Origin of the sequence: Pseudomonas rhodesiae (assembly GCF_007858255.1) — a bacterium.
In the GTDB taxonomy this organism is placed as follows: Bacteria; Pseudomonadota; Gammaproteobacteria; order Pseudomonadales; family Pseudomonadaceae; genus Aquipseudomonas; species Aquipseudomonas rhodesiae.
Genome location: NZ_VFEU01000012.1, coordinates 20,795 through 38,407, shown reverse-complemented (window position 1 = coordinate 38,407; position 17,613 = coordinate 20,795). Strand labels below are relative to the sequence as shown.

9 protein-coding genes are annotated in these 17,613 nt (G+C 62.2%); 8 read left to right on the top strand and 1 reads right to left on the bottom strand.

What is annotated here, in order from left to right:
- From FIV35_RS18130 to moaA, 7 genes are read left to right on the top strand one after another with little or no spacing between them, the layout of a single operon-like run.
- Entirely contained in the window at positions 1-1,398 is a 1,398-nt protein-coding gene (locus FIV35_RS18130; protein ID WP_034098445.1) for a NarK family nitrate/nitrite MFS transporter, read from the top strand.
- A gap of 57 nt (positions 1,399-1,455) precedes the next feature.
- Positions 1,456-5,229, top strand: a complete 3,774-nt coding sequence (locus tag FIV35_RS18125; RefSeq protein WP_034138457.1) for a nitrate reductase subunit alpha — start codon at positions 1,456-1,458, stop codon at positions 5,227-5,229.
- 1 nt (position 5,230) lies between these two features.
- The gene (narH, locus tag FIV35_RS18120; protein WP_034138456.1) at positions 5,231-6,769 is read left to right on the top strand and encodes a nitrate reductase subunit beta; all 1,539 of its coding nucleotides are present in this window, start codon (positions 5,231-5,233) and stop codon (positions 6,767-6,769) included.
- Between the two features lie 3 nt (positions 6,770-6,772).
- Complete coding sequence (narJ, locus tag FIV35_RS18115; RefSeq protein WP_034098439.1) at positions 6,773-7,528, top strand: nitrate reductase molybdenum cofactor assembly chaperone; 756 nt, start codon at positions 6,773-6,775, stop codon at positions 7,526-7,528.
- Positions 7,521-8,198, top strand: coding sequence for a respiratory nitrate reductase subunit gamma (gene narI / locus FIV35_RS18110; RefSeq protein ID WP_034138455.1), 678 nt, complete (start codon positions 7,521-7,523; stop codon positions 8,196-8,198). The genes narJ and narI overlap by 8 nt, the downstream gene beginning before the upstream one ends.
- A gap of 10 nt (positions 8,199-8,208) precedes the next feature.
- Entirely contained in the window at positions 8,209-9,114 is a 906-nt protein-coding gene (locus FIV35_RS18105) for a peptidylprolyl isomerase (protein ID WP_034138454.1), read from the top strand.
- Position 9,115: 1 nt separating this feature from the next.
- On the top strand, positions 9,116-10,102 hold the full coding sequence (gene moaA / locus FIV35_RS18100; protein WP_083377860.1) for a GTP 3',8-cyclase MoaA: 987 nt from the start codon (positions 9,116-9,118) through the stop codon (positions 10,100-10,102).
- An 83-nt stretch (positions 10,103-10,185) separates the two neighbouring features.
- Here moaA and FIV35_RS18095 read toward each other — a convergent pair whose 3' ends face one another.
- Positions 10,186-15,381, bottom strand: coding sequence for a dermonecrotic toxin domain-containing protein (locus FIV35_RS18095; RefSeq protein ID WP_052198968.1), 5,196 nt, complete (start codon positions 15,379-15,381; stop codon positions 10,186-10,188).
- Between the two features lie 227 nt (positions 15,382-15,608).
- On the opposite strand from FIV35_RS18095, the gene FIV35_RS18090 reads away from it, so the two are divergent.
- The gene (locus FIV35_RS18090; RefSeq protein WP_034138452.1) at positions 15,609-17,600 is read left to right on the top strand and encodes a ribonucleoside triphosphate reductase; all 1,992 of its coding nucleotides are present in this window, start codon (positions 15,609-15,611) and stop codon (positions 17,598-17,600) included.
- Positions 17,601-17,613 lie beyond the last annotated feature (13 nt).

Sequence of the window (17,613 nt, the reverse complement as noted above, 5' to 3'; positions counted from 1 at the left end):
ATGTCCATCGCGCAAAAGCCCGAGTCGGGCCCGGTGATCCATGACTGGCGCCCCGAAGACCCCGCCTTCTGGGGCGCCAGCGGCAAGAAGACCGCCACTCGCAACCTGTGGATCTCGATCCCCGCGCTGTTGCTGGCCTTCGCCGTGTGGATGGTGTGGAGCACGGTGATCGTGCGCCTCAATGCCATCGGCTTCAGTTTCAGCACCGATCAACTGTTCTGGCTGGCGGCCTTGCCGGGGCTGTCCGGCGCCACCTTGCGGGTGTTCTATTCGTTTATGGTGCCGATCTTCGGTGGCCGCCGCTGGACCGCCCTGAGCACCGCGTCGCTGCTGCTGCCGTCGCTGTGGATGGGCTTTGCGGTGCAAGACCCCAGCACCCCCTACAGCGTCTTTGTGCTGATCGCGCTGCTGTGCGGCTTCGGCGGCGGCAACTTTGCCTCCAGCATGTCCAACATCAGTTTCTTCTACCCCAAGGCCCAGCAGGGCACCGCGCTGGGCCTGAATGCCGGCCTGGGTAACCTGGGGGTGTCGGTGATGCAGTTCTGCGTGCCGCTGGTGATCACCTTTGGCGTGTTCGGCCTGATCGGCGGCCAACCCCAGACCCTGCCGGACGGCAGCCAATTGTGGCTGCAAAACGCAGGCTTCATCTGGGTGCCGTTTATCCTCACCGTCACTGTGGCGGCGTGGTTTGGCATGAATGACTTGTCCAGCGCACGCGCCTCGTTCGCCGACCAGGCGGTGATTTTCAAGCGCAAGCACAACTGGCTGATGTGCTGGTTGTACCTGGCGACCTTCGGTTCATTCATTGGTTTTTCGGCGGCGTTTCCGCTGCTGATCAAAACCTCGTTCCCCGACGTGGTGGCGCTGAAATTTGCCTTCCTCGGCCCGCTGGTCGGCGCCCTGGTGCGCCCACTCGGCGGCTGGCTGGCGGACAAACTCGGCGGCGCGCGAGTGACCCTGTGGAACTTCGTGCTGATGATCGCGATGGTGTTCGGCGTGCTGCACTTTCTGCCGCAGAACGGCGAGGGCGGCAACTTCTACGGCTTCCTCGGCATGTTCATGTTGCTGTTCATCACCACTGGCGTGGGCAACGGCTCCACCTTCCGCATGATCCCGGTGATCTTCCGCACCCAGCATGAAAAAGCCAGCGCCGGTAAATCCGCCGCCGAGCGCGAGCAGGCCCTGAAGGACGCCGGTAAGGAATCCGCCGCCGTGCTGGGTTTCAGCTCGGCCATGGGCGCGTTCGGCGCGTTTTTCATTCCCAAATCCTTCGGCACGTCCATGGCCGCCACCGGCAGCCCGGCGATGGCCTTCTACATGTTTGTCGGTTTCTACCTGAGCTGCATTGTCGTGACCTGGTGGTGGTACGCCCGCAAAGGCTGCGCCACACCCTGCTGATCGACCACGAATTCGCGGGGCAACGCACCCCACGGCACGCCTGATGAGGAAAGCACCATGAGTCACTTACTGGATCAATTGCGGTTCTTCAACCGCAAGCAAAACGAATTCTCCGAGGGCCACGGCGAGACCCGCAAGGAGTCCCGCGACTGGGAAAACGTCTACCGCTCGCGCTGGCAGTACGACAAGATCGTGCGCTCCACCCATGGCGTGAACTGCACCGGTTCGTGCTCGTGGAAGATCTATGTGAAGAACGGCCTGATCACTTGGGAAACCCAGCAGACCGACTACCCGCGCACCCGTAACGACCTGCCCAACCACGAGCCCCGCGGCTGCCCGCGCGGCGCCAGCTACAGCTGGTACATCTACAGCGCCAACCGCCTCAAGTACCCGAAGATCCGCAAGCCGCTGCTCAAGTTGTGGCGTGAAGCGCGCCTGACCCTGCCACCGGTCGAGGCGTGGGCGAGCATCGTCGAGGACAAGGCCAAGGCCGACTCGTACAAAAGCAAGCGCGGCATGGGCGGTTTCATCCGCTCGAACTGGGAGGAGGTCAACGAGATCATCGCCGCCTCCAACGTCTACACCATCAAGCAATACGGCCCGGACCGCATCGTCGGCTTCTCGCCGATCCCGGCCATGTCCATGGTCAGCTATGCCGCCGGTTCGCGTTACCTGTCGCTGCTGGGCGGGGTGTGCCTGAGCTTCTACGACTGGTACTGCGACCTGCCTCCGGCCTCGCCGATGGTGTGGGGCGAGCAGACCGACGTGCCGGAATCGGCCGACTGGTACAACTCCAACTACATCATCGCCTGGGGTTCCAACGTCCCGCAGACCCGCACCCCCGACGCGCACTTTTTCACCGAGGTGCGCTACAAGGGCACCAAGACCGTGGCTATCACCCCGGACTATTCGGAGGTGGCCAAGCTCACCGACCTGTGGCTCAACCCCAAACAGGGCACCGACGCCGCCCTGGCCCAGGCGTTCAACCATGTGATCTTCAAAGAATTTCACCTGGACAAGCCGAGCGCCTACTTCACCGACTACGCCAAGCGTTACACCGACCTGCCGGTGCTGGTGATGCTCAAGCCCATGAGCGGCTTCGCGCCGGGCGCGGGCTTCCAGCCGGATCGTTTCCTGCGCGCCTCGGACCTCACCGGCAACCTCGGCCAGGACAACAACCCGGAATGGAAAACCATCGCCCTCGACGTGAGCGGCGAGCTGGTCTCGCCACAAGGCGCCATCGGCTACCGCTGGGGCGAGAAGGGCAAGTGGAACATCCTCGCCAAAGAGGGCGGTGAAGGGCGCGCCATCGACCTCAAGCTCAGCCTGATCGGTGACGACGTGGCCGAAGTCGCGTTCCCGTACTTTGCCGGCGAAGCCCACGAGCATTTCCAGCATGTGGCCGGCGACGCCGTGCAGTTCCGTCGCGTACCGGTACACAGCGTGACCCTGGCCGACGGCAGCGTGGCCAAGGTCGCCACCGTGTTCGACCTGTCGGCGGCCAACCTGGCCATCGACCGTGGCCTGGGCGGCAGCAATGTGGCCAAGGACTACAACGACGCCAGCGTACCGGGCACCCCGGCGTGGCAGGAAGCGATCACCGGGGTCAGCCGCGAGAAAGCCATCCAGATTGCCCGCGAGTTCGCCGACAACGCCGACAAAACCCGGGGGCGTTCGATGATCATCGTCGGCGCAGCGATGAACCACTGGTACCACATGGACATGAACTACCGCGGGCTGATCAATATGCTCATGCTCTGCGGTTGCGTCGGCCAGACCGGCGGCGGCTGGGCCCACTACGTCGGCCAGGAAAAACTGCGCCCGCAATGCGGCTGGCTGCCCCTGGCCTTCGGCCTGGACTGGAGCCGCCCGCCACGCCAGATGAACGGCACCAGCTTCTTCTACGGCCACAGCTCCCAGTGGCGCCACGAGAAGATGAACATGCACGACGTGCTCTCGCCCCTGGCCGACAAAGCACAGTTCCCCACCCATGCCTTGGACTACAACATCCGCGCCGAACGCGCCGGCTGGTTGCCCAGTGCGCCGCAGCTCAACGCCAACCCGCTGCACATTTGCCGTGACGCCGCCGCCGCCGGCATGGACCCCAAAGACTATGTGGTCAAGTCCTGGCAGGACGGCAGCCTGCGCTTTGCCTGCGAGCAGCCGGACAGCCCGGTGAACTTCCCGCGCAACATGTTTATCTGGCGCTCCAACCTGCTCGGGTCCTCAGGCAAGGGCCACGAGTACATGCTCAAGTACCTGCTGGGCACCAAGAACGGCGTGATGAACGAAGACATCGGGTTTGGCGGCGAAAGCAAGCCCACCGAAGCCGAGTGGGTCGACGACGGCGCCATCGGCAAGCTGGATCTGGTGACCACTTTGGATTTCCGCATGTCGTCCACCTGCGTGTATTCCGACATCGTCCTGCCGACCGCCACCTGGTACGAAAAAGACGACATGAACACCTCGGACATGCACCCGTTTATCCACCCCTTGTCGGCAGCCATCGACCCGGCGTGGGAGTCGCGTTCGGACTGGGAAATCTACAAAGGCATCGCCAAGGCATTCTCGGCCATGGCCGTCGGGCACCTGGGTGTCGAGCAAGACCTGGTGACCATACCGCTGATGCACGACAGCGTCGGCGAGCTGGCCCAGCCGTTTGGCGGCACCGACTGGAAAAGCGCCGGGGTGGCACCGGTGCCGGGCAAGAACGCGCCGAACATGGCGGTGGTGGAGCGCGACTACCCGAATATCTATAAGAAATTCACGTCCCTGGGCCCGATGCTGGAAAAACTCGGCAACGGCGGCAAGGGCATCAATTGGAACACCGACGATGAAGTGGCGTTCCTGGGCGAACTGAACCACCACGAAGGCGACGCCGGCGTCAGTCAAGGCCGGCCGAAGATCGACACGGCTATCGACGCGGCCGAGGTGATTCTGTCATTGGCCCCGGAAACCAACGGCCATGTGGCAGTCAAGGCCTGGGCGGCGCTGTCGGAATTCACCGGTATCGACCACAGCCACCTGGCCTTGCCCAAGGCCCACGAAGCGATCCGCTTCCGCGATATCCAGGCGCAGCCGCGCAAGATCATCTCCAGCCCCACCTGGTCGGGCCTGGAAGACGAGCATGTGAGCTACAACGCCGGCTACACCAACGTGCATGAAAACATCCCATGGCGCACCATCACCGGCCGCCAGCAGTTCTACCAGGATCACCCGTGGATGCAGGCCTTCGGCGAGCAGCTGATGAGCTACCGGCCACCGGTCAACACCCGCACCATCGCCGGCGTGAAAGGCAAGCGCAGCAATGGCGAAACCGAGATCGTGCTGAACTGGATCACCCCGCACCAGAAGTGGGGCATCCACAGCACCTACAGCGACAACCTGCTGATGCTCACCCTGAGCCGTGGCGGCCCGATTGTGTGGCTCTCGGAAGTCGACGCCCAGCGCGCCGGCATCGAGGACAACGACTGGATCGAATGCTTCAACGTCAACGGTGCCTTGACCGCCCGTGCGGTGGTCAGCCAGCGCGTCAAGGAAGGCATGGTGATGATGTACCACGCCCAGGAACGCATCGTGAACGTGCCGGGTTCGGAAACCACCAAGACCCGTGGCGGCCACCACAACTCGGTGACCCGCGTGGTGCTCAAGCCGACCCACATGATCGGCGGCTACGCCCAGCAAGCCTACGGTTTCAACTATTACGGCACGGTCGGTTGTAACCGCGACGAATTCGTCGTGGTGCGCAAGATGGCCAAGGTCGACTGGCTCGATGGCTCCAGCGGCGATGACCTGCCGCGCCCATTGCCGACCGATATCGAGGAGAACTGAGATGAAGATTCGCTCACAGATCGGCATGGTGCTGAACCTGGACAAATGCATCGGCTGCCACACCTGCTCGATCACCTGCAAAAACGTGTGGACCAGCCGCGAAGGCATGGAGTACGCCTGGTTCAACAACGTCGAATCCAAGCCCGGCATCGGCTACCCCAAAGAGTGGGAAAACCAGGACAAATGGAAAGGCGGCTGGGTGCGCAATGCCAACGGCTCGATCAACCCGCGCATCGGCGGTAAGTTCCGGGTGCTGGCGAACATCTTCGCCAACCCCGACCTGCCGAGCCTGGACGACTACTACGAACCGTTCGACTTCGATTACCAGCACCTGCACACCGCACCGTTGGGTGAGCACCAGCCCACCGCGCGGCCGCGCTCGGTGGTGTCGGGCAAGCGCATGGAAAAGATCGAGTGGGGCCCCAACTGGGAGGAAATCCTTGGCACCGAGTTCGCCAAGCGCCGCAAGGACAAGAACTTCGATCAGATCCAGGCCGATATTTATGGCGAGTACGAAAACACCTTCATGATGTACCTGCCGCGCCTGTGCGAGCACTGCCTCAACCCGGCGTGCGCGGCGTCGTGCCCCAGCGGCGCGATCTACAAGCGCGAAGAAGACGGCATCGTGCTGATCGACCAGGAAAAATGCCGGGGCTGGCGCATGTGCATCAGCGGCTGCCCGTACAAGAAAATCTACTTCAACTGGAAAAGCGGCAAGTCCGAGAAGTGCATCTTCTGCTACCCGCGTATCGAAGCCGGCATGCCCACCGTGTGCGCCGAAACCTGCGTGGGGCGCATCCGCTACCTCGGGGTGCTGCTGTACGACGCCGACCGCATCAGCGAAGTGGCCAGCACTGCCAACGAGCAAGACCTGTACGAAAAACAGCTGGAAATCTTCCTCGACCCGAACGACCCGGCAGTGATCCGCCAGGCCCTGGCCGATGGCGTGCCGCAGTCGGTGATCGACTCGGCCCAGCGTTCGCCGGTGTACAAAATGGCGGTGGACTGGAAACTCGCGCTGCCGCTGCACCCGGAATACCGCACCTTGCCGATGGTTTGGTACGTGCCGCCGCTGTCGCCGATCCAGAACGCTGCGGCCGCTGGCACCGTGGGCATGAACGGGGTGATTCCGGATGTGGACAGCCTGCGTATTCCGCTGCGCTACCTGGCCAATATGCTCACCGCCGGCGACGAAAAACCGGTCAAGCGCGCACTCAAGCGCCTGTTGGCGATGCGCGCCTACAAGCGCTCCCAGCAGGTAGAGGGCGTGCAGGACTTGCAAGTGCTGCGCGACGTCGACTTGAGCGTGGAGCAGGTGGAAGAGATGTACCGCTACCTGGCCATCGCCAACTACGAAGACCGTTTCGTGGTGCCCAGCGCCCACCGTGAAGACGCCATGAGCGACGCGTTCGCCGAGCGCTCCGGCTGTGGTTTCAGCTTTGGCAGCGGCTGCAGCGGCAGTTCCGACACCAATATGTTCGGCGCCAAAAAGGCCAACCGCCGCGACGTGCTGAAAACCGTCCAGATCTGGGAGGACTGAGCCATGCGCATTCTTAAAGTGATTTCGCTGCTGCTGGACTACCCCACCGAGACCTTGGTGAACGGCCGCGACGAACTGGAACAAGCGATTCTCGAAGCACGGGAAATCAGCCCCAAGCAACGCGGCGCGCTGTTCGAATTGCTGGAGCTGATCTGCGGCAATGACCTGATGGATGGCCAGGAACACTACGGCGCGTTGTTTGGCCGTGGTCGCTCGCTGTCGCTGCTGTTGTTCGAGCATGTACACGGCGAGTCCCGGGACCGGGGCCAGGCCATGGTCGACATGATGGCCCAGTACGAAGCCGCCGGGTTCGCCATCGGCGTCAAGGAGCTGCCGGACTATATCCCGCTGTACCTGGAGTTCCTGTCCACCCGCGAAGACATCGAGGCCCGTGAGGGCCTGGCGGATGTGGCGCACCTGCTGGCCTTGCTGGCTGCGCGGCTGGAGGAACGTGAGAGCGGCTATGCCAGTTGCTTGCGCGCGCTGTTGCAGATAGCCGGCGCGGAGCCGCACCAGGCCGTGGCCGAACTGCGCGCCCAGGTGGCCGCCGAGCCGCGCGATGACTCCCTCGAAGCCCTGGACAAGGTCTGGGAAGAAGAGGCCGTGGACTTTATGCAGGCCGAGCAACAGGACCGTTGCAGTGCGATGCCGAGCGCGCCGGGCAAAGCCCGTGAAGAAAGCGCGGTGCCGTTGCATTGGGTGGATTTTCAGCAAGAAGGCCGGGCCGCAGTGCCCGCCGGGGAGGTGGGTAATGTCTAAGTGGAATTTGCTGGTATTCGGGATCTACCCCTACGTGGCCCTGGCGATCTGCCTGTTGGGCAGTTGGGCGCGGTTTGACTTGTCGCAGTACACCTGGAAGGCCGGCTCCAGCCAGATGCTCAATAACCGGGGCATGCGCGTGGCGAGCAACTTCTTCCATATCGGCGTGCTGTTCGTGCTGGCCGGGCACTTTGTCGGCCTGCTGACGCCAGCGTCGGTCTATCACCATGTGATCAGCACCGAGCACAAGCAACTGTTGGCGATGGTCTCGGGCGGCTTCTTCGGCCTGCTGTGCCTGGTGGGCCTGCTGATGTTGGTCAAGCGCCGCCTGGGCGATTCGCGGGTGCGCGCCACATCAAGCCCCTCCGACATCCTGATCCTGCTGGTGTTGCTGGCGCAGTTGCTGCTGGGGCTGCTGACCATCGTGGCCTCCACTGGGCATATGGACGGCTCGGTGATGGTGATGCTCGCCGACTGGGCCCAGAACGTGGTGCTGCTGCGTCCGATTGAAGCGGCGGAATCGATCGCGCCGGTGTCGCTGATCTACAAGGCGCACGTGGCGCTGGGCTTGAGCCTGTTTGTGCTATTCCCGTTTACCCGTCTGGTGCATATGGTCAGCGCACCGATCTGGTACCTGGGGCGTCGTTATCAAATCGTGCGGCAGAAGTGAGGAGCACACCATGACTAGCGGATGCGGATGTGGCGGCGGCAACGGTGGCAGCGGCGGTTGCGGTTCGGCGACCCAGGAGCCGGTGGTTGAAGCCCCGGTAGCGTTGGAGCCTGAATTGATCGCCAGCAGTGAACAGCAATGGCCGATCATCAGCGTCAACGGCGTGGCGATCACGCCGGAGGCGATGGCCCTGGAGGTGCAGTATCACCCGGCGCAAAGCCGCGAAGAGGCGGTGTACCTGGCCGCCCGCGCCCTGGTGATCCGCGAGCTGTTGCAGCAGCGCATCGCCGCTCTGGGGTTGGCAGTGGACATCGGCGCCGGCGAGAACCCAGAAGAAGCGGCCACGCGCCTGCTGCTGGAGCGGGAAGTGAAGGTGCCCGAGTGCGACGAGGCCACCTGCGTGCGCTTCTTCGAGAACAATCGCGGGCGCTTCCACAGCGCGCCGTTGCTGGCGGTGCGGCACATCCTGCTCGAATGCGCGCCGGACGATGCCGAAGCCCGCCACCTGGCCCATGTGCAGGCCGAAGTCCTGCTGCTGAGCCTGACCCAGAACCCCGGTAGTTTCGCCGAGCTGGCGCTCAAGTACTCCGCGTGTCCGTCCAAGGCACAGGGCGGCTCCCTGGGCCAGGTCAGCAAAGGCCAGACCGTGCCCGAACTGGAGCGCCAACTGTTCACCCTGGCACCGGGCCTGGCGGATAAACCGTTGGAAAGCCGCTACGGCTGGCACGTGATCAGCGTTGATCAGCGCATCGAAGGCCAGGCGCTGCCGTACGAAGCGGTGGCCACGGCGATTCGCACCCAACTGCAACAGGGCGTATGGCAGAAGGCGCTGGTGCAGTACCTGCAAACCCTGATCGGCGCGGCGGACATTCGCGGCATCGCGCTGCAGGGCGCCGACTCGCCACTGGTGCAGTGACATGAGCCTGGTGGATGGGGTAGGCCGCTCGATTGACTACCTGCGGTTGTCGGTGACCGACCGTTGTGATTTTCGCTGTGTGTACTGCATGGCGAAAAACATGACGTTCCTGCCGCGCCAGCAGGTGCTGACCCTCGAAGAGCTGGAGCGCCTGGCCGCGTTGTTTGTCGGCCAGGGCGTGCGCAAGATTCGCCTGACCGGCGGTGAGCCGTTGATTCGCCCGGGCATTGTCGGCCTGTGCCGCAACATTGCCGCGTTGCCGGGCCTGCGCGAACTGGTGATGACCAGCAACGGTTCACAACTGGCGAGGCTGGCCCGGCCCTTGGTGGAGGCGGGCGTCAAGCGCATGAATATCAGCCTCGACAGCCTCGACCCCCAACGCTTTCGCGCAATCACCCGCAACGGTGATCTGCGCCAGGTGCTGGACGGTATCGAAGCCGCGCGCAACGCCGGCTTCGAACGGGTCAAGCTCAACTGCGTGGTGATGAAAGGGCGCAACTTCGATGAAGTGCCGGCCTTGGTGCGCTACGCCATCGAGCAGGGCATCGACATCAGTTTTATCGAGGAAATGCCCCTGGGCGATGTGGGGCGCTCACGCGGCGAGAGCTTCTGTGCCAGCGACGACGTACGTGCGCTGATCGCTCGTGAACATGGGCTGCTCGACAGCACGGAAAACAGCGGCGGCCCGGCGCGCTACGTGCGCTTGGTGCAACATCCGCAGACGCGGATCGGCTTTATCTCGCCCAATTCCCATAACTTTTGCGGCAGCTGCAATCGGGTCAGGATGACCGTCGAAGGGCAGTTGTTGCTGTGCCTGGGGCAGGACAAGGCCGTGGATTTTCGTAGCTTGCTGCGGCGCTATCCATTAGAGGATGGGCCGTTGATCGCAGCCTTGCATCAAGGGTTGAAGGGCAAGCCGTTGCGGCATGATTTCAGCGGGGACGGCGAGGTGCAGGTGGTGCGTTTTATGAATATGAGTGGAGGGTAGAAGCCGCCCATGGGCGCATGCCCGGCCCCAGGCACTGCAAGGCAGCGCCTGGGGCTCGCGGTCAGTGTGGCGAACTCGATGGCCTAGGCCGCCGCCTCCGGTGCTTCATAGGCATGCTCGTAAGCCTGTTTGGGTTGGTTGATCAATTGATCCAGCCAGTCTGGATCGGTGGGGTCCATACGGCCTTTGGGCCCATCCAGTATTTTCAGCCCACTGGCTTGCCATTCGGTCATTACCGCTTTGAGTCGGCCCGTGTACTCACTGGCCGGGCAGGCGATGTCGGTCCAGGGATCGACAATCCAGGCATCGCGCCAGATGGCCTCGGAAAAATCACGGGTCGCCGGCGGTCGTTCCAAAGGGCCGCCAATTACGGTGAACGCATGGGCATCCCCCGCCGACCATTCATAAGCGCGCCCCCCGCTTTTGGTGACAATGTCCTTTGACAGCAGGCTCATTTCCCCGCAGTTACCGGCGCCGGCCTTGAGGATCATGTCACCACGATTGGCCGCACGGGGGGTGTTGAGACGGCGCATCCATCCCAAGGTGTGGGAGGCCGCTTCGGCGCGCGCAATATCGCTGGCGGACCGCAGCTGATTACCGGGGCCCAGGCCCGTGGCCTTGAGCGCGCGGTTGACCGACGCGTTGGTGCTTTTTGCGTAGAACGCGTTTTTTTGCTCGGCCGTTAACGTGCTGAATGCGGCAGGCTTGTTCAGAGGCAGGACCCTTGCGGGCTTGAGGGCGATATCGGGCTTTTCGATGGCGTGGCGACTTTGCAATTGATAGACCACCTCGCGTTTCTGTTCGGCGGTCATGCCTGAAACGCTGGATTTGAGCTCCTGGATCTGGGCATCGGTGTAGCCGTTTTTCTTCAACAGTTTCAACGCCTTGTCCAGGGGTGGCAGGGCGACCAGGTCGGCGTCGAACGGCACCGCGTTGGCGCCTTGACGCTGGGTCAGTTCACTGCGGTATTGCTTGACCAGGTCCAGGTCCGACGGGGTGGCTTCGCAGCGGATGAAATTGACTTTGCCGGTCTGGCCGTCCGTGATCAGCGCTTTATAGAACTCTGCGGTGTCCGCTTCGACGATCAGGTATCGGCGCGTGTCGGCGGGGTTGGAACTGGCAACGACGATGCCCCGGACTTCCCGCGAATCGTTACAAGCGTCGCTGATACTGCCCAGCTTGACGACATAAGTGCGATCGCGCAGAAACTCACTTTCGCTGTTGCCATAGAGACCGAACCGCGCGTTCTTACTGATATCGCCCTTGACCACGGTTTTGTATTTGATGTGGGTTTTGCCTGGCAGTGGCACCAGTTTGTTGCCCAGTTCGGTATCCATCACGCGATTGAGGCGCTTCTCGAAAATGACTTCCCGATCCGCATTGAACAAGGACTTGCGTGGAGCAGGGAACAGCCGAACGTGCTCCAGCGATTGCAGCTCTTTGCCCGCCGTGTCATTGACCGGCTCCAGCGCTTTGACGAAGCACAGATCATTGGCGCCGCGTTTGGCTCTGCCGGACAGGGAGGTAGGCGCCGGGCAACTATTCTCAAATGCGTCGAGGCGGTCCGCACGTTCGGTGGACTGCAAATCGCTCAACAGCCCAGGCTGGTCGGTGTCGTAGCGATAGACCTTCTCGCCGTCCACCAGATCGAAGCCGTTGGTGCGAGCGATGGTGTAGGCGTCGGACGACACGGACGGGTCGATGACCAGAGCGGCCGACCCATCGGCAAAACGTTCCTCGCCAATCGGCAGCGGCGTGTCGTTCACGGTGGTGCCTGGGGCCGCGTTGCGACCCAGCGCAACCGTGTCTCCGATCGCCGTGCCTTCGCTGGAAACTGCGAAGGGGTCCTCGGGACGCTCGGCGGCGCCGACGGCGAACAGGGTGTTGAGTACGCCATCGAGGGCTTTAGCGGCGCCTTCGCGCCGTTCGGACTCGGTGTCCCCCGAGATGGATTTTTCCACCCCTAGGACGCCCTCGGCGATGCCGGTCAGGAACGCCAGAGCCGCCACCGGTTCGGCAATGGGGGCTAGCTTCCCCAGCAGGCCGGCGGCCACGGAAAGGTCGTTCAGCCAGGTATCGCGTGTGACTTCGTCATTGGATTTGATGGTGACATCCGCGTCACGGCTCATGCGTTGACAGGTTTGCCGCATCACACTGTCGAAAACATCGCCTGGGATCCGGAAGTTGCCTTTGTCGATCACCGTGCCCTCCAGGTTGTCCCAGTAGCCCGTGCTCAAGTTACGCAAGGCAGTATCGACGCCTTCCTCCGGGCGCTCCCCGATCAACTGGTCCCCCAGCGGAATGATCGCCTTGAAGAGGCTCACGACGGTGCTGCTGGATTTATCCTGGCGGTCCGACAGGCTGAAGTGCGACGCCAACGCATTGCGTTTGTCCGGGTCTTTGCATTCATCGGCGATCCATTTGTCCATGCTGCCGAGGGATGAGAACCTCAGGAATTCTGGGGAGTGACCTGGAATGTACAGAATCTGCCGCCCATCCCGCCGGTCTTTGAGGTAGCGGTATTGGCCGTCGTCCAACTCGGTGAAGCGCAAGATATCGGTGGACTTGAAACCATTGATATCCAGCGCATGCACACGGACCTTGTCCTTGACCGGGGCACGCGCCTGCAGCGCCTCCACGGGCACCGGTTGCTTGGGGTCTACCGGGACGTTGGAGGCGGCTTTCATGACCAGCTCATAGTCGCTGCGGGTCAAGCGCGCCTCGGCCGGCAAGCGCTCGCGGTCTTCGGGGCTGGCTTTTTCGTACGTTTCCAGTTGGCTGCGGGCGCTGTAAATAAACTGGCCTTTGAGGGTGTCACGGTATTTATCGGCGTTGTCCGCCCAGAAACTGTCCAGTTTGTCGGTCATGTGTTTCTGGAAGTCAGTTGACCAGGCTTCATGCATGATCTGCGAGGGCGCCAGGGGAAACTCGTTGTGCTTGCCATAGCCTCCCGAGTGGCTTTTGCCGGGGCCGTCCGTGTACAAACCCGCTTCGGAGTCGAGGTTGTTAGGCACTCCATCGTTTTCCGAAAAGTTGTTGAGCAACGCGTCGGGCAAACGCAGTGATGACTTCGGTTCCTCGCCCATGTGCTCCCATCCGGTCTGGGTGTCTGCACTTTGCGAGCCATTGAATCGATTCAAATAAAGGGTATCGGCATCGACGACCTTGCCGGTCAATTTCAGGATGATTGCTTCGGCCCACTTTTTCGCTTCCTGGCGCACATCCGGCAAATCCCGATTGACGTTGAACATAAGCGTGGCGAAATCACGCTTGTCGGCCTTCGACTTGGCCACTGCCGCGAACTGCGCCTGAGCCTGGCGATTGAGGTTGGCAAGGGCTGCGGCAGATCGGCCGGCGGCAGGCCGCAGCGGGTCGTCTGCTGCAATCGGATCAAAGGCCTGCTGTGTATTCAAGTGTGTGATGCGGGCCCGTTGGGAGGTGCTGTCAGCCTGGAGCGATTCGCCCTGGAAGTCGGCCACCACGCCCACCGGGGTGGCAATGAAAGCGTTGCCGGGTGCGATCTGCAGCGATTGATCGGGGGAAGGGGCGATGACTTGAGCCACCTTAATGATCGGCCCGGCAATATCGCCCCAGCCGGATGTGTCTGTCGGTGAGAGCACGGTGACGTCGTCGGCTTTTTTGACCAGCAACGTGCCCGTGGAGGGGATCAGCTCCAGCTGGGCCAGATCGAAGCCCTTGACCTTCATCCATTCTTGCACCGCCGGATGATCGAACAGGCTGCGATACAGCTCCAGCCACTGACCTAACGCCGTTTGAGTGGGCACGCGCACCCATGCAGGCGCCTCACCCCGGTTCGCTTTGCTTAATTCATCGGTGAAAGCGTTGAGCAACCGTTGCTCGTGGACATCGTTAGGGGACGATTGGCGAGGGGCAGGGGTGATGGCCTGGATCGCGGCGGTTCTTTTAGCCTGGACCGTACGTGAACGCTCGTCGCTCGGCTGCGCGTGCTCGCGCAACGCTTCGAAACCTGAGCGGTGGAGGGCGGCGCAATGCTTGAGCATCTCTACCTGGGTGGCTTGAGCGACGGGCTCACCATAGAAGTTGAGGACGGTCCTTGGATCGACTTCGGCCCCGGGGTAGCTGAGTTCGGCCGCCGAGCCCGCCGCGATAGACCTGGCTTTCTCCAGGATGGGCGCGGCAACGGCGGCCCATGCGGAATCGTCTTCAAGCGTAAAACGGCGACGCTGACCGTTGGCGACGGCGCTCAAGGTGCCCGACCGGGCCTCAATGCGCAGGCTACCGATGTCGATCCCTTTGTCTCTGGCAAAGCTTTTGAACGCCTCACTGGACAGCGATTGGCGGTAAGCCTCCCACGCCACGCCGAACGTAGATGCGGGTGCGGCGCCGAGCGCATCGGTCGTGTCGCTCCAGACCGCCGATGTGCTGTGCTGGTTGTACAGGTAGATAGCGCAGGCGTGCGCCAGAGCCCTGTCCCATTGCTCGACGGTTTGCGCTGGGGAAAGGTTACGTCTGGACGGCGGCAGCGTCTCTGGCTCATGGCTGAGGTGGGTGGCTAAGGCGTCGATGGCGTCTCTCTGTTTTTGCCTGACGCGTTGGTAGTCCGATGCGCCGTCGTTGGCGCCCGGCTCTCGATGTAAGCGCAGTGAAGGAAAGTCCCGGGTTTGCTTCAATCGGGTAATGGCGCGCAGGGTGCTGGGCAGGTCGGTCGCCCGTGCAGTTGCGTAAAAGTCGCCGATGACGTCCACAGGCGCGCGGTGTGCCCCCGTGAATTCGAAGGCGCCTGACAACGTTGGCATCAACTCCCGCGCGGCGGCAAGCAGGTCCGCAGAGACCTTGTTCCATGCCGGATTGTTTCGGGTCAGCTTCATCGGCACGCCATGGCTGACCCATTCCAGTCGACCCTCTGAGGGGAACACTTTGAAGTGCGCCAAGTTGATGTTTTTGTTGCGCGCGAACGAAGCGAAGGGTTCTTGCTTGAGCGTGGCGGTAAAACGCGCCAGCGCTTGGCCGAACGTCGAGTTGGCCGGGATGTCGTCGACGGTGGCCGCGGGTGGAGGGGCTGTCGGGTTGGCAAGCAATGCTATCGCTCTGTCCATCAGCGCGGCGGAAAACGAACAGCTCAATAAATAATCTTCGTCCTTCACCAGAAAATCCGCGTTCTTCTTTGCGGCGGCGGTGACCGCGTCGTCCGGCGCTGCGCGCTTCGATCGGCCACTGTTGAGCGTTTCGCCGGGGCGCGACGTGTTCACAGACAGTGTGTTTTCCAGCGCCGGGGCGACGGTTGCAAAGCGCTGCATTGGGGATTGAGCTGTTCGCATAGAACTTCTTCGCTGTGAGTGGAGATCCCTTCTGTGTGGAGAGCACCTGGCGAAGGTTCCAGTGATGCCTCTCGGTGGGTGCTTACCCGAATGCGTTTGCCAACCTTGATCCCGGTCAATTTCGATTGGCGTGGTTCGCCGTAAAGTCACTGCATATTGTGTTTGCGTATAAAAAACCACCTATATGTAGTGTCCGGAGATCACTTATGCAAAGTGTGTCGAGCCCGCTGGTCAGCACCCTGTTACACAAACGCGACGGCACACGGGTCGCCTTCGACGCCGAAAAAATCCGCCAGGCATTGATCGCCGCCGGCACGGCCACTGGCGAATATCAGCCCGCCGATGTGGACCTGCTATTGGGCGCCGTGCTCGCGCGTTTGCGCGGTATCGAACGGCTCGACGTCGAGCAGATCCAGGACAGTGTCGAACGGGTGCTGATGGATGCCGGCTTCTTTCTGTCGATGCGCGCCTATATCGTCTATCGCGAGCAACACGGGCGTCTGCGCCGCGACCGCAAGACCCTGGTGGAAGTCGCCACCTCCATGAACGAATACCTCGACCGCGAAGACTGGCGCGTGCAGGCCAATGCCAACCAGGGTTATTCCCTGGGCGGGCTGGTGTTGAACGTGGCGGGCAAGGTCACGGCCAATTACTGGTTGGATGAGGTCTACAGCCAGCAGATCGGCCAGGCACACCGCGAGGCGGATCTGCATATTCATGATCTGGACATGCTTGCCGGTTACTGCGCCGGCTGGTCGCTGCGCTCGTTGCTGCACGAAGGCCTCAACGGCGTACCGGGCCGGGTGGAGGCGGGGCCGCCCAAGCACCTGAGCAGCGCCTTGGGGCAGATGGTCAACTTCCTCGGCACCCTGCAGAACGAATGGGCCGGCGCCCAAGCGTTCAGCTCGTTCGACACCTACCTGGCGCCCTATGTGCGCAAGGATCAGTTGAGTTACCCCGAGGTGCGCCAGGCGCTGCAGGAGTTTATCTATAACCTCAATGTACCGTCGCGCTGGGGCACCCAAACGCCGTTTACCAACCTGACTTTCGACTGGGTGTGCCCACAGGATCTGCGCGAGCAGATCCCGGTGATCGGTGGCGAAGAAATGCCGTTTGCCTACGGCGATCTGCAAGCGGAAATGGAGCTGATCAACCGCGCCTATATCGAGGTGATGCAGGCCGGGGATGCCAAGGGGCGCGTGTTCACGTTTCCGATTCCCACCTACAACATCACCCATGATTTCCCGTGGGACAGCCCCAACGCCGACCGCCTGTTCGAGATGACCGCACGCTACGGACTGCCGTATTTCCAGAACTTCCTCAACTCCGATATGCAGCCCAATCAGGTGCGTTCGATGTGCTGCCGCCTGCAACTGGACGTGCGTGAATTGCTCAAACGCGGTGGCGGTTTGTTCGGTTCGGCGGAGCAAACCGGCAGCCTCGGGGTGGTGACGATCAACTGCGCGCGCCTGGGCTACCTGTTCAAGGGCGACACCTCGGGCTTGCTGCAACGCCTGGATCATCTGATGCAGCTGGCCATGGAAAGCCTTGAGGTCAAGCGCAAGGTCATCCAGCGCCACATGGACGCCGGCCTGTACCCCTACACCAAGCGTTACCTGGGGACCTTGCGCAATCACTTCTCCACCATCGGCCTCAATGGCATGCACGAGATGCTGCGCAACTTCAGCGGTGACGAGCAGGGCATGCACACCGAACAGGGGCGCGCCTTTGCCCTCAAGCTGCTCGACCATGTACGCGCCACATTGCTGCGCTTCCAGGAAGAAACCGGCCATCTCTACAACCTCGAAGCGACGCCGGCCGAAGGCACCACCTACCGCTTCGCCAAGGAAGACCGCAAACGCTTCCCGGACATTCTGCAAGCCGGCAGCGACGTCGCGCCGTATTACACCAACTCCTCGCAATTGCCCGTGGGCTTTACCCAAGACCCGTTCGAAGCCTTGGAACTGCAAGACGAACTGCAATGCAAATACACCGGCGGCACGGTGCTGCACCTGTACATGGCCGAGCAGATCTCTTCGACCCAGGCTTGCAAGCAATTGGTGCGTAAAGCCCTGGGACGCTTCCATCTGCCGTACCTGACGATTACCCCGACGTTTTCCATCTGCCCAGTGCACGGCTACCTGGCGGGGGAACACGAGTTCTGCCCCAAATGCGATGAAACCCTCGGCTACGTTTGATCCCCCAAGGAGA

Coding starts and splice junctions, on each gene's coding strand:
- FIV35_RS18130 (WP_034098445.1), top strand. CDS start 1: ATGTCCATCGCGCAAAAGCCCGAGTCGGGCCCGGTGATCCATGACTGG.
- FIV35_RS18125 (WP_034138457.1), top strand. CDS start 1,456: ATGAGTCACTTACTGGATCAATTGCGGTTCTTCAACCGCAAGCAAAAC.
- narH (WP_034138456.1), top strand. CDS start 5,231: ATGAAGATTCGCTCACAGATCGGCATGGTGCTGAACCTGGACAAATGC.
- narJ (WP_034098439.1), top strand. CDS start 6,773: ATGCGCATTCTTAAAGTGATTTCGCTGCTGCTGGACTACCCCACCGAG.
- narI (WP_034138455.1), top strand. CDS start 7,521: ATGTCTAAGTGGAATTTGCTGGTATTCGGGATCTACCCCTACGTGGCC.
- FIV35_RS18105 (WP_034138454.1), top strand. CDS start 8,209: ATGACTAGCGGATGCGGATGTGGCGGCGGCAACGGTGGCAGCGGCGGT.
- moaA (WP_083377860.1), top strand. CDS start 9,116: ATGAGCCTGGTGGATGGGGTAGGCCGCTCGATTGACTACCTGCGGTTG.
- FIV35_RS18095 (WP_052198968.1), bottom strand. CDS start 15,381: ATGCAGCGCTTTGCAACCGTCGCCCCGGCGCTGGAAAACACACTGTCT.
- FIV35_RS18090 (WP_034138452.1), top strand. CDS start 15,609: ATGCAAAGTGTGTCGAGCCCGCTGGTCAGCACCCTGTTACACAAACGC.